Genomic DNA, 24,461 nt, shown 5'->3' on the forward strand with positions numbered 1-24,461 from the left:
GCTCTCACTGATACAGAAAACGTGCCAGATTTTATTTTTATTTATAAGTTTATGATTTTAATAGTTTATTTAATTTATTTTGCGTTTTGGTGATCTGTGCGGCTGGGTTTTGGGGGCGTATTTATGTATACATATTACACATGAGCAAAAATAACCCGTTTACAAATAACACAGGTTTTCGCTGGCGCATCAGCGGCCTGCAACGCACCCTGCTGCTGTTTGTGGTGCTTCCTTTGGTCCTGCTCACGGCCTTTGGCATTCGTCTGGGGCTGGAGCAGGCCAATCAATATCAGGAGCAGCGTCTTAAAAACGACCTTGAGTTGCTGGGCCGGGCCATCAGCATTCCTATTGGCGATGCGGTCAACAGAGGCGATATGGAGGCAGTGGCGGTAGCGCTGCGCTCGGTGTTTGTGCTGGGCGAGGTGTATGGGGCCTCGGTATTTGATGTGGATGGCAACCGCATTGCCGCCGCCGGCTTTGCCGTGAAAGATCTGACCGCCACCACTATTCCGGCGCGCATTCGCTTTACCGGCGAAAGTCAGGAGGCCTTCAGCCGGGTGGATGGCCGGCGCTTGTTTTCCCATTTTCTGCCTGTGTTTGATACCGGCGGTCAGATACGGGGGCTGATCCAGATCTCCCGCCGGGCCAGCGACTTCGACCGGGCCCTGCAGCAGTTTACGGTCATTGCCTGGGTGGGCTGGGGTCTGTTCAGTCTGGTGATCCTGGCCAGTGTGCTGCTGGGGCACTACGGTGGCGTGGGGCGTTATGTGGATAATTTGCTGGCACATATGAAGAGAGTGAAAGACGGCGAGCTGTCTCACCGGGCGGCGCTGAATGGCCCGCAGGAGGTAGCCAGCCTGGCGCTGGGACTGAACCGCATGCTGGACAGCATAGAAGCCGCGCACCGCAGTCTGGATGCGCACCGTGAAGCGGAAACCCGGCTGCTGGCCCAGCTGAAAGACAATGAAAAAATGGCCGCCATCGGCAGCATGGCCCGGGGCATAGCTCATGAGCTGGGCGCGCCCCTGAGTGTGATTGACGGCCGCGCCCGGCGGCTGGAGCGTTCCGGCAGTCTTAATGCACAGCAACAGCATAATCTGAACGGCATTCGTGCCCAGGTGCAGCGCCTTACCCGCACAGTGCGCCAGTTGCTGGATTATTGCCGGCCGGCCGCCACTCAGACCCGGCTGCTGTATGCCGGACAGGTGATTGCCGATGCCTCGGCCGCCATGGCCCCCGAGCTGGAAGCCGGTGGCTGCCGGTTAAGCCGGCAGGTGCCTTCGGGGTTGCCGCCTTTTGCGGCCGATGCGGGCCGGCTGGAGCTGGCATTGCTGAATTTGCTGCGCAACGCCCTGCAGGCGGGAGCCAGTTATATTGAGATTGCGGCCGCCGCGAGTGAAGACCGGCTAATCATCTGCGTGCGTGACAACGGCCCCGGCCTGCCCGCAGGACATGATGCTGCCAGCCTGACAGAGCCGTTTTTCACCACCAAGTCGCCTGGTGAAGGCACCGGTCTGGGCCTGGCCATAGTGCAGGCGGTGGCAGACGAGCAGGACGGTGATTTTACCCTGGCTAACCATGGGCAGGGAGGCTGCGAGGCCTGTCTGGTATTGCCTCTGAATCATGCACTCAAGGAGGTGCCGGCATGAGCAAAACCGACCATATTCTGCTGGTGGAAGACGATGCCGCCCTGAGGGAGCTGCTGGAAGAAGAGCTGGAGGCTGAAGGCTACCGGGTTACCGCCTGCGGCGATGCGGAGCAGGGACGGCACTGGCTGCAGACGCAGCCGCCGGATCTGCTGATAAGCGACCTGCGCCTGCCGGGCAAGGACGGTCTCAGCCTGTTGCCGGCCCTCAAGGCGCAGGACATGCCGCCGGCGGTGCTGATTATTACCGCCTTTGGCTCTGTGCAGCAGGCAGTCAAAGCCCTGCAGGCCGGTGCCGATGACTTTTTAACCAAACCGCTGGAGATGGATCATTTTCTGCTTACCGTGAGCCGGCTGCTGGAAAACCGCCGGTTACGCCGCGAAGTGCAGCAATATCGCAATATGCTGGCCATTGAGCAGTTTCACGGCATTATCGGGCAAAGCCCGGCCATGCAGCAGCTGTTTCATCAGATTCGGCAGGTGGCTACTGCCGACGCCCCCGTGCTGGTGCAGGGGGAGAGCGGCACCGGTAAGGAGCTGGTGGCCAGGGCGCTGCATGATCAAAGTCAGCGCAGTGCCGGCCCTTATATGGTGGTGAACTGCGGCGGCATTCCCGGTGAGCTGATGGAAAGTGAATTTTTCGGTCATGCCGCCGGGGCTTTTACCGGTGCCAAAAGCCGGCGGGCCGGCCTGTTTCAGCAGGCCAATGGCGGTACCCTGCTGCTGGATGAAATGGGAGAAATGCCTCTGCCTTTGCAGGCCAAGCTGCTGCGGGTGTTGCAGGACGGCAAGGTCAGGCCGGTGGGCAGTGATCATGAAATTCAGCTGGATGTGCGCATTATCGCTGCCACTAACCGCAAGTTAACCGAGGCGGTGGCCGATGGCAGCTTTCGGGAAGACCTGTTTTACCGGCTGGAAACCTTTGCCCTGCAGATACCGCCGCTGCGGGAGCGGGGGGACGACATACAGCGGCTGGCGGCGTTTTTTCTGACCCGGTTCAACGCCCGGCAGCAGCGCCATATCAAGGGCTTCAGTGATGAGGCCAGTGCGCTGCTGCAGCATTATGCCTTTCCGGGCAATGTGCGTGAGTTGCAAAACGCCGTGGAGCGGGCCGCCACCTTTTGTGATGGTGCCCTGATAGACGTGGAGCATCTGCCCCAGCGCATTCGCGAGCAGGGCGACGCCGGGCCAGAACCTGTCGCCGGCGAGGGGCGAGCGTCAGATCATGCTGAAGCGCTGCCCAGTCTGGAAACGGTGCAGCGCCGGCATATTCACCGGGTGCTGGCCGCCACCGAGGGCAACAAGCGGCGGGCGGCAGAGATTCTGGGCATTACCCGCCGCACTCTTTACCGCTGGCTGGAATAAAGAGCTTATTCCTGCTCAAAGGGCTGGTACTGAATTTTATTGATGTACCATTCCTTTGTGCCCGACGGCGTTTTTACCAGCACTTCGTCGTCTGTCTGTTTGCCGATAAGCGCCCGGGCCATGGGTGAGTCGATGGTGATGTGGTTGTTTTTGGTGTCGATTTCGTCGGGGCCGACAATGCGGTAGCGCACGACCTCGCCGTCTTCGTTTTCCAGCTCCACCCAGGCACCAAAAAACACTTTTCCGTTCTGGCGCGGGTCGTGATCGATGATCTTCACCGCTTCCAGCCGCTTCATCAGATAGCGCACCCGGCGGTCAATTTCCCGCAGTCTTTTCTTGCCGTAGATATACTCTGCATTCTCGCTTCGGTCGCCGAGGGCGGCCGCCTCCGACACCGACTGAGTCACCGCAGGGCGCTCCACCTTCCACAGATATTTAAGCTCTTCATCCAGCTTGTGCCAGCCGGCACGGGTGATCAGATTGGTTTTCATTGCACAGGCTCTTGGCTCAACAATGGCGGCTATTGTGCGCCAGTGATGTCAGTGCCGTCTACTCCCAGGCCGGAAAGGGGTCGGGCAGCTGTTGCCAGCCCGCAGCGCCCGCGCGCATTTCGTCGTCGGTGAGCAGGCAGGCGTCCAGTTGCCGGCAAATTGCGTGTTGGTTCAGCCCCTGACCAATAAACACCAGCTCCTGCCGGCGATCGCCATAGGGCTCGGCCCAGCTAGCCAGTATATGCTCCCGGCTTTCTTCATCCTCGGGCCATTCTTCTTTGGGCACGGCCTGCCAGAACAGGCCGGCACCACCGTGATAGGCAATGCCACCGGCCTGGTTCCACTGGCCGGCCAAATCGGGGCGGCTGGCCAGCCAGAAAAAGCCCTTGGAGCGCAGCAGCCGGCCCTGCTCCTGAGGCTGGTGCAAAAACGCAAAGAAGCGCTGAGGATGAAAGGGGCGGCGGGCCCGGTAAACAAAACTGCCGATATGGTATTCCTCGGTTTCCGGCTGGTGCTCGCCGCGCAGTTCTTGCAGCCAGCCCGGAGCGCTGGCGGCCCGTTCAAAGTTAAAGCGCCCTGTGTTCAGCACTTTGTGCAGCGGTACCCGCCCCTTACTGACGGGCAGTATCTCGGCCGCCGGGTTTAGCCGGGCAAGAATGGCGGTAAGTTCTTCCAGCTGCGCGTCGCTCACCAGATCGGTTTTGCTGATCAGTAACAGATCGCAGAATTCCACCTGTTCAATCAGCAGATCGGTTACGCTGCGCTCGTCTTCCTCACCCAGGCTTTCGCCTCGTTCGGCCAGGGTGTCGGCGGCCTGAAAATCCGCCAGAAAGTTCACCGCATCCACCACTGTGACCAGAGTATCGAGCCGGGCAATGTGATTCAGGCATTGGCCGTTTTCGCTCTCAAAGGTAAAGGTTTCGGCTACCGGCATGGGCTCCGAGATGCCGGTAGACTCGATCACCAGACAATCGAAGCGGCCTTGAGTGGCCAGCCGGCCGACTTCCTGCAGCAGATCTTCCCGCAGGGTACAGCAGATGCAGCCATTGCTCATTTCCACCAGCCGGTCTTCGCCTCTGTGCAGGCTGACCTGCTGGTGTATCGTGGCCACATCGATATTCACCTCGCTCATATCGTTAACGATCACTGCCACCCGCAGGCCCTGCCGGTTATTGAGAATATGGTTCAGCACTGTGGTTTTGCCGGCACCGAGAAAGCCGGACAACACAGTAACGGGAAGGGGAGAATGGCAGTGCATGGTAGTGGCTCCGTATGCTGGCCGTGGATTTAAAGGTGTTTGTTGTTATAACATAACATATCTTTATTTCTTCGTGTATCAGCAAGGAACCTTGAACATGAATATGACCGAATTGTCGCCGGTGTCAGCTGCCGGCACCGAAGCCGGCGTGTTTGCTCGCATCTATCAGCCGGACTGTAATCTGGCGGTGTGGCAGCGGCCGCTGCCTTCGAACATAACGGATTATGTCGCCCGGCTGCATCAGGCGAGCAGCCGGGTCAGCGTGCGGCAGCTGTTACCCCCGCAGCAAGTGGCAAGCGCGCTGGCTGAACAGCTGCCGGATCTGCCGGGCCGGGCGGCGCTGGCAAAGGATGTGCAGCAGCTGGCGGAGATGTTTGCCTGTTTATTTGAGCTGAAACGGGTAGGCGTGCGGCTGGCCAGCCTGCAAACCGCCATGTGTCCGCGCTTTCATACCGACCGGTTGCCCTGCAGGCTGGTGAGCACTTATTCCGGCCCGGGCACTCACTGGCTGAATACACCGCAGCGGAACCAGCTGCTGGAACAGGGCGGAGCGGAGCCGGCGCAGTGGCAGCAACTGGCGGCGGGCGAGGTGGCGCTGATGAAAGGGGAAGGCTGGCAGGGCCAGGAAGGCTGTGGTCTTTGGCATCGATCACCGCCGGTGCCCACCGGTTATCGCCGGTTGTTTCTGTCGATGGATTTTGGGGAGTGAAAATAATAATGGCGGAAGTTAGGTATGAAGTTTGTACTTCCGCCAAGTGCTGGTCGTAGTTTTTATTAGCCTCTATTACAACCTGGCTGGGTAGTGTCAATGATTTGGTCACCCTCGACTCTGAAGCCGATAGAGCCGAAAATGAATGCATGGTTCAGCTGAGTAATAACTACATCAGATAGACCAACCGCACACTTATCAGTTTCGATAGCTTTATCCATGGCTGTCTTAACATTAGGAATGCCCAGTGGAAAAATAATTACCGGATAGGTGTCTTCACCTTTTACCCGTTTTCCTTTAACAAACTCTGCTGCATTAATGTTGTAATTCTTCGTGCTGCCAACGGTCATATCTGCGACGCGCATAGAGCACGCTGAAAGCGTAAGGGTAGAGAGTAAAGCTACAAATATTGCCTTTTTCATTATTTTTTACCTGAAGTTAAGCGTTGGTTTTTGGTTATAGTGGCGTCAATTTTTGTCGCGGGTTGCGAGGTTAACACTTTTTTTGAGGGTATAAAGGTTGATTTGTAGCTTGGTTGAATTTTTATTGGCAAAGAGCAGCAAGCTTTAGCTCAATAAACGTACTCTTCCTTTGGGTGCATTTACATGATTGCATCATGTATTACAATGCCTTGCTTTGTGTCAAAAACGGAGACAAAGCCTATGCAGTTTTCTCATTGTGAACGGCCGGGCGGCATCAGCCTGGCGGCGCGGCCCCTGTTGTGTGTGGCTACCGGTGAATACAGCGAGAAGGGGTGGTTTACATAATGCCTGCCCAACATCAGCGCCGGCGGGTGGCCGCCGATACTTATCCCCTGTTCAAACACCTCAAGCACACCTTTGTCCGTGAGGCCGGCTACCTCAGCCGTGGTCACTGGACCCTGAATCACCTGCTGGATTACACCCGGCTGCGTGATGAGTTTTCCGATTATCCCTGGTTATTTCCCGAATGGCTGGACCGGCTGTCTTTACAGCTGATGGACTGGCACCACCCCGAGCACAGGCCACTGTTTGAGCGTTTTCGCCATAGCGCCCTGCACGAGCATAAAGATGTGTATGCGCCCCGACCCCTGTTCTGGGGCGAGACCCGGCCGCAAGAACAAGGTGCCGATGCGGCACCGCGTATTCACGACTTCGGCATGGATTATCGCTGTAATGTGGCCCTGCTGGACCATCAACAGAAACAGCCGCGCATGGTGGGCAACTGGGTGCTGAGCTTTGCCGTCGACATTCCCGCAGAGCGGCCGGCACCGGCACTGGAAATGACCCTGAACAGCCTGTATCTGCTGCCGGAATGGCAGGGCTATGGTGTGGGCTCGGCAGTTAACCGCGTGGTCAGTGAGCTGATCTGCAAAGTGCTGTCGCCGCCGCTGGCAGAAGCCATGCCAGAGGCACTGCCGGCGCCGCCGGCCATGCAGTTTGATGCCGGTTACACCAGCCGCAACGGCCAGCGCATGGGCCGGCAAATTGCCCGCCGGCTGGCACCACTGGCCCGCCGGCATGGCCTGCTGTATTACGACAGCAGCCGCTTTGCCAGTCAGGGCACCGCCCGCGAGGGTATTACCGCCTAGCTGAAGTTAATGTGCTGAAAATGCGGATTGGGCCTGGTGGCGCTCATGCTGGCCAGGCCCGACAGCGGCAGCAGGCACACCTGCGTGCCTGTGTTCAGCTTCAGGCATTCCTCTTTGTGTTCATTGCGGCTGGTGTCCAGTGCTATGCCGGTAATTTGTTCGCCTGTGGTCAGTATCAGCCTGATTTCATAACGATACATACAGGCAATCTCCAGATAATCATGTTGATCGCAGTTCATCATGGCAGCGTTTTCCTGTGGTAGTGGGCGGGGGTTTGGTCCCATTCGAAGCATTTTCCTCTTGTGCTAATTTTGTACAAGGGTTAGAACTGTGGAAGACGGCCGGAGCCGTTCCGGCTGCCCTGTTCGAATAGAGGATGTTCGTATGGTGACAAGGAATAAAAAGGCGGTCGCACTGGCAGTGTTTGCGGCCCTGGGTTATGGCGCTGCCTTTGCTGCCAGCGCCGAGACCATTAAAATTGCCATTGCCGGCCCCATTACCGGTCCGGTGGCCCAGTATGGTGATATGCAGTTTACCGGCGGCCGCATGGCGGTGGAGCTTATCAACAAATCGGGCAAGCTGGGCGAGCACACCCTGGAAGCGGTGGAGTTCGACGACGCCTGTGATCCCAAGCAGGCGGTGGCGGTAGCCAACCGCATTGTCAACGACGGTATTCAGTTTGTGGCCGGCCATCTGTGCTCCGACAGCACCCTGCCGGCGTCGGATGTGTATGACGACGAAGGCATTCTGATGATTACGCCGGCGGCCACCAGCCCCACCATTACCGAGCGTGATCTTGAGTTTGTGATGCGCACCATAGGCCTCGACAGCGATCAGGGCCCCACAGCCGCACGTCATATCGTAGACAAGGTAAAACCCGAGCGCATCGCCATTATTCACGACAAGAAACAATACGGTGAAGGTCTGGCCTCCAGTGTGCGCGATGCCCTGAAGGAAGCCGGTGCCAATGTGGTGGCCTATGAGGGCATTACCTCCGGCGATAAAGACTTCTCGGCGCTGATTGCCAAACTGCAGCGAGACAAGGTGGACTTTGTCTATTACGGCGGTTACCACCCCGAGCTGGGGCTGATTTTGCGCCAGTCTGCTGAAAAAGGCTTCAACGCCCGCTTTATGGGTCCGGAAGGAGTCGGTCATAAAGATATTACCTCCATTGCCGGTGATGCCTCGGAAGGCCTGCTGGTGACCCTGCCCAAAAAATATGACCTCGAGCCGGCCAACGCCGACATAGTGGCCGCCATTCAGGCCAAAGGTGAAGATCCCACCGGCCCCTTTGTGTGGACCACCTACGCCGCCATTGAGGCCTTTGCCGAGGGCATAAAACGGGCCGGTACCGATCCGGAAGCCGTGGCCACGGCGCTGCGCGCCGAGCCGGTAGAAACCGTGATGGGGCCGCTGTCCTGGGACGACAAGGGCGATCTCAAGGGCTTTGAGTTCGGCGTGTTCGAGTGGCACAAAGACGGCTCTTCCACTCAGCTTTAATCATAGTAAGACATTTCATCGTCAACGGGCGGAGCCTGCTCCGCCTGCATTGACGGCGCTCATCGTGCTACGACAAGGAAAGGTTGTATGTCCGAGCCCCTTCTTTATTTTATTCAGCAGCTGCTTAATGGTCTGACCATCGGCAGCACCTACGCCCTGATCGCCATCGGCTACACCATGGTGTATGGCATTATCGGCATGATTAACTTCGCCCACGGCGAGGTTTACATGATTGGGGCCTACGCCGCCTTTATGGTGATGACGGCCCTGGCCATGTTGGGCATAGACAGCACAGTGCTGCTGCTGTGTGCCGCCTTTCTGGTGAGCATTATCATTACCAGCGTCTATGGTTATTCCATCGAGCGGGTGGCCTACCGGCCGCTGCGCCACAGCAAACGGCTGATTGCCCTTATCTCGGCCATCGGCATGTCCATTTTTCTGCAGAACATGATGCGTCTGGCCCAGGGCTCCCGGGATGTGGCCATTCCGCCGCTGTTGCCGGGTGGCTGGAGCTTTGGCGGAGAGGGCTTTCAGGCCAGTCTGTCTTATATGCAGCTGATCATTTTTGTGGTCACCTTTATTGCCATGACCTTGCTGTCGCTGTTTATTTCCCGCTCGCGCATGGGCCGGGCCTGCCGGGCCTGCGCCGAAGATCTGAAAATGGCCAACCTGCTGGGCATTAACAGCAACAGCATTATCGCGCTCACTTTTGTGATTGGTGCCGCGCTGGCGGCGGTGGCCGGTGTGTTGCTGGGCTCCTATTACGGCGTCATCAACCCCTACATCGGCTTTATTGCCGGGCTCAAGGCCTTTACCGCCGCCGTGCTCGGTGGCATTGGCAGCATTCCCGGTGCCGTGATTGGCGGCCTGCTGCTGGGCGTGACCGAAGCCATGACCGGCGCTTATTTCAGTACCGAATATAAGGACGTGGTGTCCTTTGGCCTGCTGATTTTTGTGCTGCTGTTTATGCCTACCGGCATTCTGGGCAAACCGGAGGTAGAAAAGGTATGAGCCGACTTAAACCTGCTTTTATTGCCGCGGGTCTGTTTCTGCTGCTGGCGGGCTGGCTGCTTGGCTTTCGGCTGGAAACCGAGGGCACGCAACTGATAGTGGCCAACCGGCTGGATGCCAGCTGGCAGTGGCTGGCGCTGGGGGCCGGGCTGGTGTTTGTGGCCCAGTTGTTTGCCGAGCAATGGCGCAAGCCTTTTCGCTATCTGGCGGATCGCAAGGGCAGCTTTGCGCTGCCGGCCCCGGAAGAGCAGCCCTGGCTGTATCGCATTGTGACCGTGCTGGTGCTGGGCGCCCTGCTGGTGTGGCCTTTTATGGGCTCCCGCGGAGCCGTGGATCTGGCCACCCTCACACTGATTTATGTGATGCTGGGGCTGGGGCTGAACGTGGTGGTGGGGCTGGCGGGCCTGCTCGACCTGGGTTACGTCGCCTTTTACGCGGTGGGGGCCTACAGCTATGCGCTGCTGAACGCCTACTTCGGGCTGGATTTCTGGACCTGTCTGCTGCTGGGCGGTGCTCTGGCGGCGCTGGCGGGCTTTTTACTGGGCTTTCCGGTGCTGCGGTTGCGAGGGGATTATCTGGCCATCGTCACCCTGGGGTTTGGCGAGATTATTCGCATTCTGCTCAATAACATGACAGAGATTACCGGCGGCCCCAATGGCATTGCCGGTATTCCCAAACCCACTTTGTTCGGGCTGGAGTTCGAGCGCCGGGGCGATAACACCTTTCACGAGTTTTTCGGCATTGCCTATAACTCGGGCTACAAGGTGATTTTTCTTTATCTGCTGGCACTGGTGCTGGTGGTATTGACCATCTTTATTATCAACCGGCTGCTGCGCATGCCGCTCGGCCGGGCCTGGGAGGCGCTGCGGGAAGACGAAATCGCCTGCCGCTCCCTGGGGCTGAACCCGACGCTGATCAAGCTCAGCGCCTTTACCATAGGAGCCGCTTTTGCCGGCTTTGCGGGCTGCTTTTTTGCCGCCCGGCAGGGCTTTATCAGCCCGGAGTCATTCGTGTTTATCGAGTCGGCCATTATTCTTGCCATCGTGGTGCTGGGGGGCATGGGCTCACAAATTGGCGTGGTGCTGGCGGCCATTATCATGACCATATTGCCCGAGCTGACCCGGGAATTTAATGAATATCGCATGCTGTTGTTTGGCCTGCTGATGGTGCTGATGATGATCTGGCGGCCGCAAGGCCTGCTGCCCATGCATCGCCCTCATATGGAGCTGAAATCATGAGTGAACTGCTGAATGTAGCCGGCCTCACCATGCGCTTTGGCGGCCTGGTGGCGGTAGACGGGGTGGCGCTGGCCATGCAGGAGCGGCAAATCGTGTCCATTATCGGCCCCAACGGGGCCGGCAAAACCACCGTCTTCAATTGCTTATCGGGGTTTTACCGGCCCAGTGGCGGCAGTGTGAACTTTCGCGGTCAGGCCATTGCCGGCCTGCCCGGCCATAAAATTGCCCGTTTGGGCATGGTGCGCACCTTTCAGCATGTACGCCTGTTTAAGGAAATGACGGTACTGGAAAACCTGCTGGTGGCCCAGCATGCCCACCTTAATACGCACTTTCTTGCGGGCTTGCTGAAAACCCCGGCCTTTCGCCGGGCCGAGCGGGAAGGGCTGGAGCGGGCTCATTACTGGCTGGAAAAAGTGAATCTGACCGAATTTGCCAATCGCGCTGCCGGCAACCTGGCCTATGGTCAGCAGCGCCGGCTGGAAATTGCCCGCTGCATGGCGGCACGGCCGGCCCTGCTGATGCTGGACGAACCGGCGGCGGGGCTGAACCCCTTTGAAACTCAGGAGCTGAACCGGCTTATTCAGGATCTGCGCACCAATGAAGGCGTGAGCGTGTTGCTGATAGAGCACGACATGAAACTGGTGATGGATATCTCCGACCATATCTATGTGGTGAATCAGGGCCGGCCGCTGGCCGACGGCAACCCGGAAGCGGTGCGCAATCATCCTGATGTGATCAAGGCCTATCTGGGAGAAACCTGATGCTGCATGTTGATAATATTTGCGCCCACTACGGCAAGATTCAGGCCCTGGAAGACGTGACAGTGCATATTGAACAGGGCGAAATCGTGACCCTTATCGGAGCCAACGGGGCGGGCAAAACCACCCTGATGATGAGCATTTGTGGTGATCCCAAGCCCAGCAAGGGCAGGGTGATGTATGAGCAGCAGGACTTAACCGGCCTCGACACCGCCGCCATTATGCGCCGGGATATTGCCATCGTGCCGGAAGGGCGGCGTATTTTTGCCCGGCTGACGGTGGAAGAAAATCTGCATATGGGCGGTTTTTTTGTAGATAAGCGCGAGCATGCCGGCCTGATGGCCGAGGTGTTTGCCATGTTTCCGCGGCTCAAGGAGCGCCGGCAGCAGCGGGCCGGCACCATGTCGGGCGGGGAGCAGCAGATGCTGGCCATTGGCCGGGCGCTGATGAGCAAGCCCAGGTTGCTGCTGCTGGATGAGCCGTCGCTGGGACTGGCCCCCATTATTATTAATCAGATTTTTGACACCATCGCTCAGTTGCGGGATGAAAAGGGCATGACCATTTTTCTGGTGGAGCAGAACGCCAATCAGGCGCTGAAGCTGGCGGATCGGGGCTATGTGCTGGAAAACGGTCGTGTGGTGCTGGCTGACACCGGCACTGCGCTGTTGGCCAACGAGCGGGTACGTAACGCCTATCTGGGCGGCTGAGGCCGAATTGGGTACACTGGCCGTCGTATTCTTGAGGAGGAATTTATGGAACAGTTTGCCCACATCTCGGTGGATGAAGCGCACACCATGCTGAGCGAAGGCCGGGCCCGGCTGGTGGATATTCGTGATCCCCAGTCGTTTGCTCTGGCCCATGCCGAGGGTGCTTTTCACCTGACCAACGACAGCCTGGTGAGCTTTACCAACGAGGTAGATTACGAGACCCCGGTGATAGTGATGTGCTATCACGGCATCAGCAGCCAGGGGGCTGCTCAGTACCTTATTAATCAGGGCTTTGAAGAAGTGTATAGCCTGGATGGCGGCTTTGAAGCCTGGCGGCGCAGTCAGGCCGTGGTTGAAGCCTCGTGAAAGCGCTGCTGGTGCTGGATGATCCGCGCCGGGCGCAGGCCTTTGTGGATTATCTGGGCGAAGCCGGCCTGCATTGTGAGCTGACCCAGGACGACAGCGGCAATGTCCATATCTGGCTGGTGGATGAAACCCGCTATGAAGAGGCGCACCGGGAAGTAAAACGCTTTCTGACCGAGCCGCTGCATCCGCGCTATCAGGAAGCATCCTGGAAGCGGGGAGACAGCCAGGTGCACTTTGCCGATGGCCCGCAGCGGGGTCTGCTCGGTGATGTGTTGCGCCAGACCGGACCGGTTAATTTGCTGGTATTACTGGCCTGCCTGGCCATTTATGGCCTGAGCTGGCTGGGTTTGCCCATGTTTGGCGTGCTGTCTTTTCCCGCTCAGCTGAGTGACCTGCTCGGAGCCCAGTTCTGGCGCGGCTTTACGCCGGCGCTGATGCACTTTTCCCTGATGCATCTGGTGTTTAACCTGTTCTGGTGGTGGTATCTGGGCGGCATGGTGGAACGCCGGCTGGGCAGTGGCAAGCTGCTTACTCTGCTGCTGGTGGCAGCCGTATTGCCCAATGTGCTGCAGTTCTGGGAAAGCGGCCCACGCTTTGGCGGCCTGTCGGGAGTGGTATACGCCCTGCTGGCCTATGTCTGGCTCAGTGGCCGGCTTAACCCTGCCAGAGGCATTGGCCTGCCCGATGGCATGGCGGTGTTTATGGTTGTCTGGCTGGTGCTGGGCTTTGCCGATATGCTCGGCACCCCGGTGGCCAATATGGCCCACCTGGGCGGTGCCGTGATTGGCCTGCTGCAGGCCTGGCTGGATAACAGACGCGGCCTTACTGGTAGAGAAAGGTAGTAAACAGCACTCGCCGCACCGGGGTCTCGCCGGTTTCTTTCAGCAGCAGTTCATTCAGCCGTTGCCGGCCTTCACTGGCTAGCTCGGTGCGGGCCGGCAGGGAGCGTATTTCCTGCCGGTTTTTCTCTGCCAGCAGATCATTGAGGGCATCCCGCAGCAGCGGCATATTATTCTCCACCAGCGGCAGCTGCTCCGGCCGCTCCAGCATCAAATCCACTGCCACTCTCACATAGCCCAGGTTTTGCTCGGAGTTCTGGTAGTTGGTAATAATGTCCGGCGTCATGGTGTAATATATTGGCCCGGCGGGCTCCGCCGGTTGTTCCTGTGCACTGAGGGTGGCCGAGGCGGCCAGCAGCAAGCAAAAGGCAGCAAACCGAAACATATGAGTCTCCGATAAGGAATCGAGCGGGCATTGTTTAAACTTTTGCCGGTGCGGTCAAGTTAAACGGCCAGGCAGGACCCAATGAGTTTTTATGTCTTTGTTATTCCAAGAAACAAACACGACGTCCAGCATAGACAGTGACTGGCACTGGGGCCAGCTGCCACCGGCGTCTCCGGTGCTGCAAAGCTGGCTGCATGAGCCGGGCTCGCTGACCCGAAGGCTAAGACAACATTGCCAGCAGTTTCACGTCAAGGTGTTGGCAGATGGCGTATTAAGACCACTGATGCCGGCGCAGGCCGAATTGCTGCAGGCCGAACAGGGCTACTGCCGGGAAGTGCTGCTGTGCTGCGATAATATTCCCTGGGTGTATGCTACTTCGCTGTATTCTCCGGCCACTCAGGCGGCGCTGCCGGCCTTGTCCGGTCTGGGCAGCAAGGCACTGGGCGAGCTGATGTTTGAAGCGCCGGATCTGACCCGCACGCCTTTTGAACTGACCGGCCTGACCCCAACCCAGTATCAGCAGCTGGCTGCACATGCGGGGCTGGCCGCCACCGAGCCGGCCACCATGCCCTGGGCCCGTCGCTCCGCCCTCAGCACAGGCCAGGCCAGCGTGCTGGTAACCGAACTGTTTTTGCCGAATTCGGCCCCTTATCAGGATTTAGTATGACCACCCTGACGTCTTCTTCCCGCCCGCGCTGGCGCGCCTATATGGCGCTGGCCCGTCTCGACAAGCCCATCGGCACCCTGCTGCTGCTGTGGCCCACTCTGTGGGCGCTGTGGATAGCCGCCGAAGGCATGCCCTCACTCTGGCTGCTGGTAGTGTTTGTGGCAGGCGTGTTTTCCATGCGCTCTGCCGGCTGTGTGATCAACGACTATGCCGACCGGCATATCGACGGCCATGTAAAACGCACTCATGCCCGGCCGCTGCCTTCGGGAGAGCTGACCGAGCGCCAGGCCTTGAGCTTTTTTGCTCTGCTGGTGGGCATTTCCTTTGTGCTGGTGCTCACCACCAACCTGTTTACCATAGGGCTGGCCTTTGCAGGCTTGTTCTGGGCGGCGCTCTATCCCTTTATGAAGCGCTACACCCATCTGCCCCAGCTGTTTCTGGGCATTGCTTTTTCCTGGGCCATTCCCATGGCCTTTACCGCCGCCAGCAATGAGCTGCCCGCCGGGCTCTGGTTGCTGTTTGCCGCCAACCTCACCTGGACCATTGCCTACGACACCATGTATGCCATGGTAGACAGAGACGACGACCTCAAGATTGGCGTCAAATCCACCGCCATTCTGTTTGGCCGGCACGACAAACTCATGGTGGGTCTGCTGCAGCTGGCCACCCTTCTGCTGCTGGTAGCTGCCGGCCGGACTTTTGAACTGGGCGCGGCCTTTTACTGGGGCTTGCTGGTGGCCGCCGGCCTGTTTGTGTATCAGCAACGGCTTATCCGCGACCGGGAGCGCATGCCCTGCTTTCGAGCCTTTCTTAACAACAACCACGCCGGCATGGCCATCTTCGCCGGCCTGGTACTGGCACTGTGGTAACCAGGCGGATAGCCAAGGCTGAACAGGGAGGATAAAGGGAGCGGCTTCACGACCGATCAAATACCAAGGATGGTATTTGCCGAGCGTTACAGGGAGGTACCTGAAGCGTGTCGGGAAGTTGCCTCTTTATTCGACCTTCACCATGCCTGCAGACGGGTGAGGCTTTGGGGCTTGCTCTGTGCTGATTACTGGATATACTGACAGTTAACTGTATAAACAGACAGGTCTCATCATGAAAGCCCTAACTCCCCGCCAGTCTCAGGTGCTGGACATCATCAAGGATCATATTCAGCAAACCGGCATGCCACCCACCCGGGTGGAAATTGCCAAGGTGCTGGGGTTCAAGTCTGCCAATGCCGCCGAAGAACACCTCAAGGCCCTGGCCAAAAAGGGCGTGATTGAAATGATGCCCGGTACGTCACGGGGCATTCGTCTCGCCGGTGAAGAAGCAGAACAAGAGCCGGGCCTGCCGCTGATTGGCCGGGTGGCCGCCGGCGAACCCATACTGGCGCAGCAACACATAGAAAGCCACTATCAGCTCGACCCGGGCCTGTTTCATCCGTCGGCCGACTTTCTGCTGCGGGTGCAGGGTATGAGCATGAAAAACATCGGCATTATGGACGGCGATCTGCTGGCGGTGCACAAGGTGCAGGAAGCCCGCAACGGTCAGGTAGTGGTCGCCCGCCTCGACGACGAAGTCACGGTAAAGCGCTTTCAGCGCAAGGGCAACAAGGTCAGCCTGTTGCCCGAAAACGAAGAGCTCTCACCCATTGAAGTAGATCTGCGCACTCAGGAACTGATTATTGAAGGCCTGGCCGTAGGCGTGATTCGCAACGGCGACTTCTGAGCCGCTTCTTGATTCGGCAGGCCGCTGTCTCATCATGGCCTGCCAATCCCCAATCCCCAATCCCCAATCCCCAATCCCCAATCCCCGCTTTTACATTTTACATTTCCTTAACTGCTGCTTTACTTAAAACACCGAATGGAAGCATGTAGTCATTTGGGTAAAACCGCCGAGTACTCCGGTTTACAGGATGAAACGATTGGGGGTGCACGTGAAGCCTATTCTGCTGCTGTGGCCATTACTGGCCGTTATGCCTGCACAAGCGCAAACACGCCTTAACATGACCGAAGGGGTCACCGATATCAGCCAGCAGGTATACGGGCTGCACATGACCATTCTGGCCATTTGTGCCGTTATTGGCCTGGTGGTGTTCGGCATTATGTTCTGGGCCATGATCCATCACCGCAAATCCAAAGGGGCTCAGGCGGCCCAGTTTCACGAAAGCACCAGGGTCGAAATTCTCTGGACCCTTATTCCCTTCGTTATTCTTATCGCCATGGCAGTGCCCGCCACTAAAACCCTGGTGGCCATGGAAGATGCGTCCGAGTCGGATCTCACCGTGCAAATCACTGGCTCCCAATGGAAATGGCACTACAAATATTTTAATGAAGGCGTCGAGTTCTACAGCCTGCTGGCCACCATGCCCGAGCAGATTCAGGGACAACTCAACAAGGGCGAAAACTACCTGCTGGAAGTGGATCAGCCCCTGGTGCTGCCCACGGATCGCAAGGTGCGTTTTCTTATTACCTCCGACGACGTGATCCACTCCTGGTGGATGCCGGCTTTTGCAGTAAAAAAAGACGCTGTGCCCGGTTTTATTAACGAAGCCTGGACCCGTATCAATGAGCCAGGCCTTTATCGCGGCCAGTGCGCCGAGCTGTGCGGCAAGGATCACGGCTTTATGCCCATAGTGGTGGACGCCCGCGCGCCGGAAGAATTTGACGGCTGGCTGGCTCAGCTAAAAACCGAGCAGGCAGACGCCAAAGCTGCCGAGCAGAAGCTGCTGGACATGGAAATGAGCATGGAAGAATTAATGACCCTGGGTGAGCAGGTATACAAGAAAGCCTGCGCTGCCTGCCATCAGCCCGATGGTAACGGTCTGCCCGGTGTGTTTCCGGCACTGAAGGGCAGTGAGCTGGTGCTGAATGACCGCGCTGCGCACATAGATATAGTGGTACACGGCAAGTCAGGCTCTGCCATGCAGAGCTTTGACAAACAGCTGACGCTGAAAGAGCTGGCGGCAGTCATTACCTATGAACGTAACGCCTGGGGCAACGATACCGGTGATTCGGTGCAGCCCAAAGACATTGATCAGGCCCGGCAGGGACAATAGGGGGCAGCATGGCACAGATGGATCGCACGGAAACCGCCGACATTCACCTCACCGGAGATGAACATCATCATGGCCCCGTCAGGGGCATAGGCCGCTGGCTGTTTACCACCAATCACAAAGACATTGGCACCATGTATCTGCTGTTCAGCCTGGCCATGTTCTTTGTGGGCGGGGCCATGGCCATGGTAATCCGGGCCGAGTTGTTTCAGCCCGGGCTGCAGCTGGTGGAGCCCAACTTCTTTAACCAGATGACCACCATGCATGGCCTGGTGATGATCTTCGGTGCCGTCATGCCGTCTTTTGTGGGGCTGGCCAACTGGATGATTCCCATGATGATAGGCGCGCCCGACATGGCACTGCCGCGCATGAACAACTGGAGCTTCTGGATTCTGCCCTTTGCCTTTGTGCTGATGCTGGGCTCCCTGTTTGTGCCCGGCGGCGGCCCCAACTTCGGCTGGACCTTCTACGCGCCCCTGTCTACCACCTATGGCCCCGACAGCACAGCGCTGTTTGTGTTTGCCATTCATATTATGGGCATCAGTTCCATTATGGGGGCCATTAACGTCATTGTGACCATCTGGAACCTGCGTGCGCCGGGCATGACCTGGATGAAGCTGCCCATGTTCTGCTGGACCTGGTTTATTACCGCCTTTCTGCTGATTGCGGTGATGCCGGTGCTGGCGGGGGCCGCCACCATGGTGCTGACCGACAAATACTTCGGCACCAGTTTCTTTGAAGCCGCCGGGGGCGGGGATCCTGTGATGTTTCAGCATATTTTCTGGTTCTTTGGTCACCCCGAGGTCTACATCATGATATTGCCGAGCTTTGGCATTATCTCGGCCATCATTCCCGCCTTCAGCCGCAAGCGGCTGTTCGGTTATGCCTCCATGGTGTATGCCACCGCCTCCATTGCCGGCCTCAGTTTTCTGGTGTGGGCCCACCATATGTTTACCGTGGGCATGCCGGTGGCGGCGGAGCTGTTCTTTATGTACTGCACCATGCTGATCTCGGTGCCCACCGGGGTCAAGGTGTTCAACTGGGTGGCCACCATGTGGCGGGGCTCCATCAGTTTTGAAGTGCCCATGCTGTTTGCCCTGGCCTTTATTGTGCTGTTTACCATCGGTGGCTTCAGCGGCCTGATGCTGGCCATTACACCGGCGGACTTTCAGTATCACGATACCTATTTTGTGGTGGCGCATTTTCACTATGTGCTGGTAACCGGGGCCATTTTTTCGGTGCTGGCGGCGGTGTATTACTGGCTGCCCAAATGGACCGGTCATATGTTTGATGAATGCCTGGCCAAGTGGCATTTCTGGTGCTCAGTGGTGTCGGTGAATGTGTTGTTCTTTCCCATGCATTTTCTGGGGTTGGGCGGCATGCCTCGGCGTATTCCCGACTACTCGCTGCAGTTTGCCGATATTAACGCCCTGGTCAGCATAGGGGGCTTTGCTTTTGGTCTGTCGCAGCTGTTGCTGCTGGCGGTGGTGATCAAATGTATTCGCGGTGGTGCCAAGGCTGAGGCCAGCCCCTGGGAGGGTGCTGAAGGGCTGGAATGGACAGTGCCGTCACCGGCGCCCTATCACACCTTTGATACGCCCCCCGAGGTGAAATAATGAGCATTGCTAAAAAAGCCGGACAACTGGGGCTTCTGGCCGTGGCCATGTTTGGCTTTGGTTTTGCGCTGGTGCCGCTCTATGACGTTTTTTGTGACATTACTGGGCTTAACGGTAAAACCGACAATACCGCCGCGGTGGCGGCACAGGGTGTAAATGAGCACAGACAGATAACGGTGGAATTTATTACCTACCAGAGTGCCGGCCTGAGAGGGGAGTTTACGCCTTCGGTGCAGCGCCTGAGTGTGCACCCGGGAGAGATGCACAGGGTGGACTTTACCGTCACCAACCCGGGTGTCAGCGGTCAGGTGTTGCGGGCCATTCCGTCGGTGTCGCCGGGGCGGGCAGCAGCCTATCTGCGCAAGACAGAGTGCTTTTGCTTTCAGGAGCAACCGCTGGACGGCCGGGCAACTGCGGTAATGCCCATGACCTTTTATGTGGATGAAGCCCTGCCTGCCGACATAGAGGTGTTTACTCTGTCCTACACCCTTTACGACATCAGTGAGCAGGTGGCTGCGCAAGGAGGCAATGATGGCGGTCAAAACGGATAAATATTATGTACCGGCGCAAAGTCCCTGGCCGCTGACCGGCGCTGTGGGTTTGTTTCTGCTGGCGGCCGGGGCCGGGCTTTGGTCGGCAGGTTTGTGGGGCATTGCCGGCCCTGTGGTGTTTGCCGCCGGTACCCTGGTGATGACCATCATGCTGTTCGGCTGGTTCTCCAATGTGATCAGCGAGTCTCATCAGGGCCTCTACAGCGAGCAGATGGACAGATCCTTTCGCCAGGGTATGACCTGGTTTATTTTCTCGGAAATCATGTTCTTTGGTGCCTTTTTTGGTGCGCTCTTCTACGCCCGTGTATTGTCCGTGCCCTGGCTGGGCGGGGCCGGCAACAATGCCATGACCCACCAGGTGCTGTGGCCCGACTTTCAGCCGGTATGGCCCTTGCTGACCACCCCCGGCGGCATGGAAACCACCGCCATGGGCTGGCTGGGGCTGCCGCTGATCAACACCATGATACTGCTGACCTCATCGGTCACCGTGCATGCGGCGCACCTGGCGCTGCTGCAGCAGCAACGTAGCCGGCTCAAGGCCTGGCTGGGTGCCACTGTGGTGCTGGGGGGGCTGTTTCTCGGCCTGCAGGTGTGGGAATACGTGCATGCCTATCAGGATCTGGGGCTGCGGCTCGACTCGGGCATTTATGGCAATACCTTTTTTCTGCTGACCGGTTTTCACGGTGCTCACGTCACCCTGGGCACCATAATGCTGTTTATTATGTGGCTCAGGGTCAACAAGGGGCATTTTACGCCGGCCCAGCATTTCGGCTTTCAGGCCAGCAGCTGGTACTGGCATTTTGTGGATGTGGTCTGGCTGTGTCTGTTTGTCTTTGTCTATATTTTATAAGTGTTTCAAACGGCACTTAAAATGGCGTTGGCTTGGTGCTCAGCACACCGGTGGCCAGCGCGATGATCAGCAGCAGCAGGACAAGCCCGGCACACCAGAGCCGGCGGCCGATGTAGCGGGCCATCAGCGCCGGATCCCGGTGGCTGAGCATGGCTTTCAGGCCCAGCATCAGGTTACCGATCATTAATAACAACAATAATATTATCAGTAGTTTAAGAAGCATATATACGGGCGTAACAAAAGGATGTGTGCCTTGAGTATAGGAAAACGCGGCGGATTACTGGTATTAACCGCAGCCATCTCCGGGCTGATGGTATTCATGGGCATCTGGCAGCTGTCCCGGGCCGATGAAAAGCGCGTGCTGCTGGAGCAGTGGCAGCAGCGCAGCGGCATTCGGCTGGAGCTGAAAGAAGCCATGACCATGGAGCAGCCCTTTGGTTATGAGCTGCAGGCCAGTGGTGTGTTTCTCGCCGGCGGCGAGCTGTTTCTGGATAACCAGATTGAAAACGGCCGGCCCGGCTATCGCCGCATTATGCCGCTGCAAACCGCACTGGGGCTGCTGGCGGTAGACACCGGCTGGTGGCCGGCCAGTGCCGATCGTGGCCAATTGCCTGTTACTCCCGCCCTTGATGATGGCCCGGTGCAGCTCAGCGGTGTGCTGGTACGTCCCTGGCAGCCTCCGCTGAGTTTTGGTAATGAACCCAATACAGATTCCCGTCGGGTAGTCAGCCTGGCCCCTGAGTTACTGGCTGCACACTGGGGTCAGCCGGTACTGCCCATGGTGCTGAAAACCGATATGAACGCCGGCCAGTGGCAGCCGGTGGTGATGGGGCCGGAAAAACACCTTGGCTATGCGGTGCAATGGTTTGCCATGACCGCAGCCATCTGGCTGGCGGCAATATGGTGGTATCGGAGGCCTTATGATGAAACATAAACCGGTATTGGCCCTGGTGGCCGTGTTTTTACTTCCTCCGCTGCTGGCCTGGCTGGTGCTGGCCAAAGGCTGGTTTACGCCCGGCGTAACCGGCCATGGTGAATGGGTTAAAGGCAACATCAGTGCCGCCGGCCAGTGGCGGCTGGTGCTGGTAACCGACGAGCCCTGTGACTACTGCGCACCGGCCAAAAGCATGCTGCATAATCTGGATCTGGCGCTGGGCCGCAACGAGGGCAGGGTGATGGTGACCGAGCAGCCCGCTGATGAATTGCTGGAGGCTGGCTTTGTCTATATTGCCGATCCGCCGGGGTTGCTGGTGATGCGCTACCCCATGGACAAGAGCGCAGAACAGAACCGCCATACCGGCAAGGCACTGCTGGAAGACCTGCGCCGCCTGCTGAAATATTCCCGGGCCGGATAAGGAGGCTGCATGCGTGCATTATGTGGCTTTGCCTTTGTGCTGACCCTGGTGGTGGTGCTGCTGGGAGCCTTTACCCGGCTCACCGATGCCGGCCTGGGCTGCCCCGACTGGCCCGGCTGCTACGGCTTTAATTATGTACCCGCCAGTGCCGGTGAACATGCCCTGGCCGCCGAGCGCTTTCCCGATGCGCCGCTGGAAGTGACCAAGGCGCGCAATGAAATGATCCACCGCTATGCCGCCGGCACTCTGGGGCTGACCATTTTAGTGATGGCGCTGGTGTCGCTCAGACCTGCCAACCGCCGTTACCGGCTGCCCGCCTTTTTGTTGCTGGCGCTGGTGTTGGGGCAGGCGACCCTGGGCATGCTGACGGTGACCCTGAATTTAATGCCCTTTGTGGTGATGGGGCATTTGCTGGGCGGCTTTACCATACTGGCACTGTTGTTCTGGCTATGGTGCCGGCAGGGAGCGTACAAGGGACCCCAGCCAAAGATGCAGGGCGTGAGCAGATTGTTCCGGCTGGCGCTGGCGGCGCTGGTGCTGCAGATTGCCCTTGGTGGCTGGACGGCGGCCAACTATGCCGCTCTGGCCTGCACCGAGCTGCCGGTATGTCAGGGCGACTGGCTGAGCCAGTGGCAGTGGAGTGCCTTTCATCCTCATGGCATGCCCGCAGAAACCTACCAGTATGGCGTGCTCAGCCAGCCGGAGCGGGCCACCATTCATGCCGCTCACCGGCTGTGGGCCATGGTCACCGCCGTGCTGTTGCTGGCCCTTGCCCGGCAGCTTGGTCGTCATCCCGGCTTGCGCCTCTGGGGGCTGGCGCTGGGGCTGATGGTGCTGCTGCAGCTGGCGCTGGGCGTGGCCAATGTGGTACTGCACCTGCCGTTGTGGGTAGCGGTGGCTCATAACGGCGGTGCTGCCGTATTGCTGTTGATTTTAACCGGAACGGGAGAGCGCCTGGGGCGCTTTGGGGAGGAAAAATGGCAAGAAGCCTGGCAATTTTCACCAGCCGGTCACACATCTGGCAGGACTATTTCGCACTGACCAAACCCAAGGTGGTGGCGCTTATTTTGCTGACCGCCGTGGTGGGCATGTTTCTGACCGAGGTGCTGCCGTCGGTGCAGACGCTGGTGGCGGCAACGGCAGGCATTGGTCTGATGGCGGGCGGCGCGGCGGCGATTAATCATGTGCTGGACCGGCGCATCGACATTAAAATGGCGCGCACTCATCACAGACCAGTGGCGCAAGGCAGGGTAGCCACGCCCAGGGCACTGGCGTTTGCGCTGGCGCTCTCGGCCACCGGTCTGACCATATTACTGTTGTTTGTTAATGCGCTCACCGCCTGGCTGACCCTGGCCTCCTTACTGGGTTATGCGGTGGTGTATACGGTCTGGCTGAAGCGGGCCACGCCGCAAAATATTGTGATTGGCGGTCTGGCAGGTGCCATGCCGCCGCTGCTGGGCTGGACGGCGGTCAGTGGTGAGTTTCACGGTTATGCGTTGTTGCTGGTGATGATTATCTTTACCTGGACGCCGCCGCACTTCTGGGCCCTGGCCATTCACCGGCGGGACGATTATGCCAAGGCCGATATTCCCATGTTGCCGGTCACTCACGGCATTGAGTTCACCAAAACCTGTGTGCTGCTCTATACCCTGCTGCTGACCCTGGTATGTCTGCTGCCCTGGGTGGTGGGCATGTCGGGGCCGGCCTATCTGCTGGGTTCGCTGGTGCTGAATCTGCGCTTTATGCAGTGGGCCTGGCGGCTCAAGTTTAGACCCGGGCCGCAAACCGCATTACAATGTTTCCGCTTTTCAATCAGTCACCTGATGTGGCTGTTTGTTCTTATTCTGGCGGATCACTGGATAGACTATGGCTAACACAAACAAGCTGATTTGGTTACTGGCGCTGACCCTGCTGGTGGCAGGCACGCTGAGCGGCATTGCCTGGTATAACAACCGGGCCAATACCCTGACAGAAGCCGTAGTGGTATACCCCGAGCCCCGGCCCCTGAGCAATATTGCGCTTACCGACGCCGAAGGTCAGCCTTTTACCGAAGCAGAGTTGCAGGATCACTGGAGCCTGGTGTTTGTGGGCTATACCTTTTGTCCGGATATCTGCCCGACTACCCTGTCGGATCTGTCCCGCATCTACCCCGAGCTGATGCAATTAAGTGACAAGGCTCAGGTGGTGTTTGTGTCGGCGGATCCCGAGCGGGATACGCCGGAGCGACTCAAAGCCTATACCGCCCATTTTAATTCGGCATTTATCGCTGCCACTGCCGAACACGATAAGCTGATGCCGGCGGTACAGCAGCTGGGGTTGATTTATGGCGTGCACGAGCGTGGCGAACAAGACTATCTGGTGGATCACTCCGCCTCTGTGTCTCTGGTTAACCCCAACGGCGAGCTGCATGCCTCGTTCCGGCCGGTATTTGATGAAGGCAGCGGCATTCCGCTGGTGGATGGCCAGCTGCTGCTGCAGGACTTTGAGCGTATTGTAAAACGCTGGCACGACTGATTTTTACTGCGTAATAACGAGCT

29 protein-coding genes are annotated in these 24,461 nt (G+C 58.2%); 23 read left to right on the forward strand and 6 right to left on the reverse strand.

Annotated features, from left to right (window positions below; genetic code table 11):
* Positions 1-140 precede the first annotated feature (140 nt).
* Together G364_RS0108730 and G364_RS0108735 are read left to right on the forward strand one after the other, a co-directional pair.
* Positions 141-1,649 carry a sensor histidine kinase gene (locus G364_RS0108730; RefSeq protein ID WP_019934764.1) on the forward strand — a complete coding sequence of 503 codons (1,509 nt, stop codon included), beginning with the start codon at positions 141-143 and terminating at the stop codon, positions 1,647-1,649.
* Positions 1,646-3,010: a sigma-54-dependent transcriptional regulator gene (locus G364_RS0108735; protein ID WP_019934765.1), complete on the forward strand. Its 1,365-nt coding sequence runs from the start codon at positions 1,646-1,648 to the stop codon at positions 3,008-3,010. Before G364_RS0108730 ends, G364_RS0108735 begins: the two co-directional genes overlap by 4 nt.
* Positions 3,011-3,015: 5 nt before the next feature.
* Here G364_RS0108735 and greB read toward each other — a convergent pair whose 3' ends face one another.
* Both greB and zigA read right to left on the reverse strand, forming a co-directional pair.
* Complete coding sequence (greB, locus tag G364_RS0108740; RefSeq protein WP_019934766.1) at positions 3,016-3,501, reverse strand: transcription elongation factor GreB; 486 nt, start codon at positions 3,499-3,501, stop codon at positions 3,016-3,018.
* Positions 3,502-3,559: 58 nt separating this feature from the next.
* Positions 3,560-4,759: a zinc metallochaperone GTPase ZigA gene (gene zigA, locus G364_RS0108745; RefSeq protein ID WP_019934767.1), complete on the reverse strand. Its 1,200-nt coding sequence runs from the start codon at positions 4,757-4,759 to the stop codon at positions 3,560-3,562.
* 97 nt (positions 4,760-4,856) lie between these two features.
* Between zigA and G364_RS0108750 the strand changes: the two genes are divergently transcribed.
* A complete protein-coding gene (locus tag G364_RS0108750; protein WP_019934768.1) occupies positions 4,857-5,468 on the forward strand; it encodes a DUF1826 domain-containing protein in 612 nt (203 codons plus the stop codon).
* 65 nt (positions 5,469-5,533) lie between these two features.
* Here G364_RS0108750 and G364_RS0108755 read toward each other — a convergent pair whose 3' ends face one another.
* Complete coding sequence (locus G364_RS0108755; protein ID WP_019934769.1) at positions 5,534-5,890, reverse strand: hypothetical protein; 357 nt, start codon at positions 5,888-5,890, stop codon at positions 5,534-5,536.
* Between the two features lie 344 nt (positions 5,891-6,234).
* On the opposite strand from G364_RS0108755, the gene G364_RS0108765 reads away from it, so the two are divergent.
* Positions 6,235-7,038 (forward strand): hypothetical protein, encoded by an 804-nt coding sequence (locus G364_RS0108765; RefSeq protein WP_019934771.1) that lies wholly within the window; start codon positions 6,235-6,237, stop codon positions 7,036-7,038.
* Here G364_RS0108765 and G364_RS0108770 read toward each other — a convergent pair.
* Positions 7,035-7,280 (reverse strand): Rho-binding antiterminator, encoded by a 246-nt coding sequence (locus G364_RS0108770; protein ID WP_019934772.1) that lies wholly within the window; start codon positions 7,278-7,280, stop codon positions 7,035-7,037. The two genes, G364_RS0108765 and G364_RS0108770, sit on opposite strands and share 4 nt — an antisense overlap.
* 142 nt (positions 7,281-7,422) lie before the next feature.
* On the opposite strand from G364_RS0108770, the gene G364_RS0108775 reads away from it, so the two are divergent.
* From G364_RS0108775 to glpG, 7 genes are all read left to right on the forward strand, one after another.
* On the forward strand, positions 7,423-8,538 hold the full coding sequence (locus G364_RS0108775; protein WP_019934773.1) for a branched-chain amino acid ABC transporter substrate-binding protein: 1,116 nt from the start codon (positions 7,423-7,425) through the stop codon (positions 8,536-8,538).
* Positions 8,539-8,625: 87 nt separating this feature from the next.
* Positions 8,626-9,549, forward strand: coding sequence for a high-affinity branched-chain amino acid ABC transporter permease LivH (livH, locus tag G364_RS0108780; protein ID WP_019934774.1), 924 nt, complete (start codon positions 8,626-8,628; stop codon positions 9,547-9,549).
* The gene (locus tag G364_RS0108785; RefSeq protein ID WP_019934775.1) at positions 9,546-10,787 is read left to right on the forward strand and encodes a high-affinity branched-chain amino acid ABC transporter permease LivM; all 1,242 of its coding nucleotides are present in this window, start codon (positions 9,546-9,548) and stop codon (positions 10,785-10,787) included. Before livH ends, G364_RS0108785 begins: the two co-directional genes overlap by 4 nt.
* Positions 10,784-11,548, forward strand: a complete 765-nt coding sequence (livG, locus tag G364_RS0108790) for a high-affinity branched-chain amino acid ABC transporter ATP-binding protein LivG (protein WP_019934776.1) — start codon at positions 10,784-10,786, stop codon at positions 11,546-11,548. The genes G364_RS0108785 and livG overlap by 4 nt, the downstream gene beginning before the upstream one ends.
* Entirely contained in the window at positions 11,548-12,252 is a 705-nt protein-coding gene (locus G364_RS0108795) for an ABC transporter ATP-binding protein (RefSeq protein WP_019934777.1), read from the forward strand. The genes livG and G364_RS0108795 overlap by 1 nt, the downstream gene beginning before the upstream one ends.
* Positions 12,253-12,297: 45 nt before the next feature.
* A complete protein-coding gene (gene glpE, locus G364_RS0108800; protein WP_019934778.1) occupies positions 12,298-12,618 on the forward strand; it encodes a thiosulfate sulfurtransferase GlpE in 321 nt (106 codons plus the stop codon).
* Positions 12,615-13,460: a rhomboid family intramembrane serine protease GlpG gene (gene glpG / locus G364_RS0108805; protein ID WP_019934779.1), complete on the forward strand. Its 846-nt coding sequence runs from the start codon at positions 12,615-12,617 to the stop codon at positions 13,458-13,460. The genes glpE and glpG overlap by 4 nt, the downstream gene beginning before the upstream one ends.
* On the opposite strand, the gene G364_RS0108810 is transcribed toward glpG, so the two are convergent.
* The gene (locus G364_RS0108810) at positions 13,441-13,842 is read right to left on the reverse strand and encodes a flagellar basal body-associated FliL family protein (RefSeq protein WP_019934780.1); all 402 of its coding nucleotides are present in this window, start codon (positions 13,840-13,842) and stop codon (positions 13,441-13,443) included. The genes glpG and G364_RS0108810 overlap by 20 nt on opposite strands.
* Before the next feature lie 91 nt (positions 13,843-13,933).
* Here G364_RS0108810 and G364_RS0108815 point away from each other — a divergent pair, with 91 nt between their 5' ends.
* The 7 genes from G364_RS0108815 (at position 13,934) to G364_RS0108845 (ending at position 20,569) form a co-directional block, all read left to right on the forward strand.
* Complete coding sequence (locus G364_RS0108815; protein ID WP_019934781.1) at positions 13,934-14,509, forward strand: chorismate--pyruvate lyase family protein; 576 nt, start codon at positions 13,934-13,936, stop codon at positions 14,507-14,509.
* The gene (gene ubiA, locus G364_RS0108820) at positions 14,506-15,378 is read left to right on the forward strand and encodes a 4-hydroxybenzoate octaprenyltransferase (protein WP_019934782.1); all 873 of its coding nucleotides are present in this window, start codon (positions 14,506-14,508) and stop codon (positions 15,376-15,378) included. The genes G364_RS0108815 and ubiA overlap by 4 nt, the downstream gene beginning before the upstream one ends.
* A gap of 232 nt (positions 15,379-15,610) precedes the next feature.
* Positions 15,611-16,225, forward strand: coding sequence for a transcriptional repressor LexA (lexA, locus tag G364_RS0108825; RefSeq protein WP_026344800.1), 615 nt, complete (start codon positions 15,611-15,613; stop codon positions 16,223-16,225).
* A 208-nt stretch (positions 16,226-16,433) separates the two neighbouring features.
* Positions 16,434-17,555, forward strand: coding sequence for a cytochrome c oxidase subunit II (coxB, locus tag G364_RS0108830; RefSeq protein WP_245541400.1), 1,122 nt, complete (start codon positions 16,434-16,436; stop codon positions 17,553-17,555).
* 17 nt (positions 17,556-17,572) lie between these two features.
* Entirely contained in the window at positions 17,573-19,168 is a 1,596-nt protein-coding gene (ctaD, locus tag G364_RS0108835) for a cytochrome c oxidase subunit I (RefSeq protein WP_019934784.1), read from the forward strand.
* Positions 19,168-19,719 carry a cytochrome c oxidase assembly protein gene (locus G364_RS16460; protein WP_019934785.1) on the forward strand — a complete coding sequence of 184 codons (552 nt, stop codon included), beginning with the start codon at positions 19,168-19,170 and terminating at the stop codon, positions 19,717-19,719. Before ctaD ends, G364_RS16460 begins: the two co-directional genes overlap by 1 nt.
* Positions 19,697-20,569 (forward strand): cytochrome c oxidase subunit 3, encoded by an 873-nt coding sequence (locus G364_RS0108845; RefSeq protein ID WP_245541401.1) that lies wholly within the window; start codon positions 19,697-19,699, stop codon positions 20,567-20,569. The genes G364_RS16460 and G364_RS0108845 overlap by 23 nt, the downstream gene beginning before the upstream one ends.
* 16 nt (positions 20,570-20,585) lie before the next feature.
* Here the strand turns inward: G364_RS0108845 and G364_RS17200 are convergent, their stop codons facing one another.
* A complete protein-coding gene (locus G364_RS17200; RefSeq protein WP_040614565.1) occupies positions 20,586-20,792 on the reverse strand; it encodes a DUF2909 family protein in 207 nt (68 codons plus the stop codon).
* 21 nt (positions 20,793-20,813) lie between these two features.
* Between G364_RS17200 and G364_RS0108855 the strand changes: the two genes are divergently transcribed.
* Genes G364_RS0108855 through G364_RS0108875 form a run of 5 tightly spaced genes read left to right on the forward strand, consistent with a single transcriptional unit; the run spans position 20,814 to position 24,438 of the window.
* On the forward strand, positions 20,814-21,503 hold the full coding sequence (locus G364_RS0108855; protein WP_425411221.1) for an SURF1 family protein: 690 nt from the start codon (positions 20,814-20,816) through the stop codon (positions 21,501-21,503).
* A complete protein-coding gene (locus G364_RS0108860; RefSeq protein WP_245541402.1) occupies positions 21,490-21,924 on the forward strand; it encodes a hypothetical protein in 435 nt (144 codons plus the stop codon). The genes G364_RS0108855 and G364_RS0108860 overlap by 14 nt, the downstream gene beginning before the upstream one ends.
* 9 nt (positions 21,925-21,933) lie before the next feature.
* On the forward strand, positions 21,934-22,965 hold the full coding sequence (locus G364_RS0108865; protein ID WP_019934790.1) for a COX15/CtaA family protein: 1,032 nt from the start codon (positions 21,934-21,936) through the stop codon (positions 22,963-22,965).
* Positions 22,902-23,798: a heme o synthase gene (gene cyoE / locus G364_RS0108870; RefSeq protein ID WP_019934791.1), complete on the forward strand. Its 897-nt coding sequence runs from the start codon at positions 22,902-22,904 to the stop codon at positions 23,796-23,798. The genes G364_RS0108865 and cyoE overlap by 64 nt, the downstream gene beginning before the upstream one ends.
* Complete coding sequence (locus tag G364_RS0108875) at positions 23,791-24,438, forward strand: SCO family protein (protein WP_019934792.1); 648 nt, start codon at positions 23,791-23,793, stop codon at positions 24,436-24,438. Before cyoE ends, G364_RS0108875 begins: the two co-directional genes overlap by 8 nt.
* The last annotated feature ends 23 nt before the right edge of the window (positions 24,439-24,461 follow it).

Origin of the sequence: Oceanimonas smirnovii ATCC BAA-899 (genome assembly GCF_000381965.1) — a bacterium.
GTDB classification, from domain to species: domain Bacteria; phylum Pseudomonadota; class Gammaproteobacteria; order Enterobacterales; family Aeromonadaceae; genus Oceanimonas; species Oceanimonas smirnovii.

Coding starts and splice junctions, on each gene's coding strand:
- G364_RS0108730 (WP_019934764.1), top strand. CDS start 141: ATGAGCAAAAATAACCCGTTTACAAATAACACAGGTTTTCGCTGGCGC.
- G364_RS0108735 (WP_019934765.1), top strand. CDS start 1,646: ATGAGCAAAACCGACCATATTCTGCTGGTGGAAGACGATGCCGCCCTG.
- greB (WP_019934766.1), bottom strand. CDS start 3,501: ATGAAAACCAATCTGATCACCCGTGCCGGCTGGCACAAGCTGGATGAA.
- zigA (WP_019934767.1), bottom strand. CDS start 4,759: ATGCACTGCCATTCTCCCCTTCCCGTTACTGTGTTGTCCGGCTTTCTC.
- G364_RS0108750 (WP_019934768.1), top strand. CDS start 4,857: ATGAATATGACCGAATTGTCGCCGGTGTCAGCTGCCGGCACCGAAGCC.
- G364_RS0108755 (WP_019934769.1), bottom strand. CDS start 5,890: ATGAAAAAGGCAATATTTGTAGCTTTACTCTCTACCCTTACGCTTTCA.
- G364_RS0108765 (WP_019934771.1), top strand. CDS start 6,235: ATGCCTGCCCAACATCAGCGCCGGCGGGTGGCCGCCGATACTTATCCC.
- G364_RS0108770 (WP_019934772.1), bottom strand. CDS start 7,280: ATGATGAACTGCGATCAACATGATTATCTGGAGATTGCCTGTATGTAT.
- G364_RS0108775 (WP_019934773.1), top strand. CDS start 7,423: ATGGTGACAAGGAATAAAAAGGCGGTCGCACTGGCAGTGTTTGCGGCC.
- livH (WP_019934774.1), top strand. CDS start 8,626: ATGTCCGAGCCCCTTCTTTATTTTATTCAGCAGCTGCTTAATGGTCTG.
- G364_RS0108785 (WP_019934775.1), top strand. CDS start 9,546: ATGAGCCGACTTAAACCTGCTTTTATTGCCGCGGGTCTGTTTCTGCTG.
- livG (WP_019934776.1), top strand. CDS start 10,784: ATGAGTGAACTGCTGAATGTAGCCGGCCTCACCATGCGCTTTGGCGGC.
- G364_RS0108795 (WP_019934777.1), top strand. CDS start 11,548: ATGCTGCATGTTGATAATATTTGCGCCCACTACGGCAAGATTCAGGCC.
- glpE (WP_019934778.1), top strand. CDS start 12,298: ATGGAACAGTTTGCCCACATCTCGGTGGATGAAGCGCACACCATGCTG.
- G364_RS0108810 (WP_019934780.1), bottom strand. CDS start 13,842: ATGTTTCGGTTTGCTGCCTTTTGCTTGCTGCTGGCCGCCTCGGCCACC.
- G364_RS0108815 (WP_019934781.1), top strand. CDS start 13,934: ATGTCTTTGTTATTCCAAGAAACAAACACGACGTCCAGCATAGACAGT.
- ubiA (WP_019934782.1), top strand. CDS start 14,506: ATGACCACCCTGACGTCTTCTTCCCGCCCGCGCTGGCGCGCCTATATG.
- lexA (WP_026344800.1), top strand. CDS start 15,611: ATGAAAGCCCTAACTCCCCGCCAGTCTCAGGTGCTGGACATCATCAAG.
- ctaD (WP_019934784.1), top strand. CDS start 17,573: ATGGATCGCACGGAAACCGCCGACATTCACCTCACCGGAGATGAACAT.
- G364_RS16460 (WP_019934785.1), top strand. CDS start 19,168: ATGAGCATTGCTAAAAAAGCCGGACAACTGGGGCTTCTGGCCGTGGCC.
- G364_RS0108845 (WP_245541401.1), top strand. CDS start 19,697: ATGATGGCGGTCAAAACGGATAAATATTATGTACCGGCGCAAAGTCCC.
- G364_RS17200 (WP_040614565.1), bottom strand. CDS start 20,792: ATGCTTCTTAAACTACTGATAATATTATTGTTGTTATTAATGATCGGT.
- G364_RS0108855 (WP_425411221.1), top strand. CDS start 20,814: ATGTGTGCCTTGAGTATAGGAAAACGCGGCGGATTACTGGTATTAACC.
- G364_RS0108860 (WP_245541402.1), top strand. CDS start 21,490: ATGATGAAACATAAACCGGTATTGGCCCTGGTGGCCGTGTTTTTACTT.
- G364_RS0108865 (WP_019934790.1), top strand. CDS start 21,934: ATGCGTGCATTATGTGGCTTTGCCTTTGTGCTGACCCTGGTGGTGGTG.
- cyoE (WP_019934791.1), top strand. CDS start 22,902: ATGGCAAGAAGCCTGGCAATTTTCACCAGCCGGTCACACATCTGGCAG.
- G364_RS0108875 (WP_019934792.1), top strand. CDS start 23,791: ATGGCTAACACAAACAAGCTGATTTGGTTACTGGCGCTGACCCTGCTG.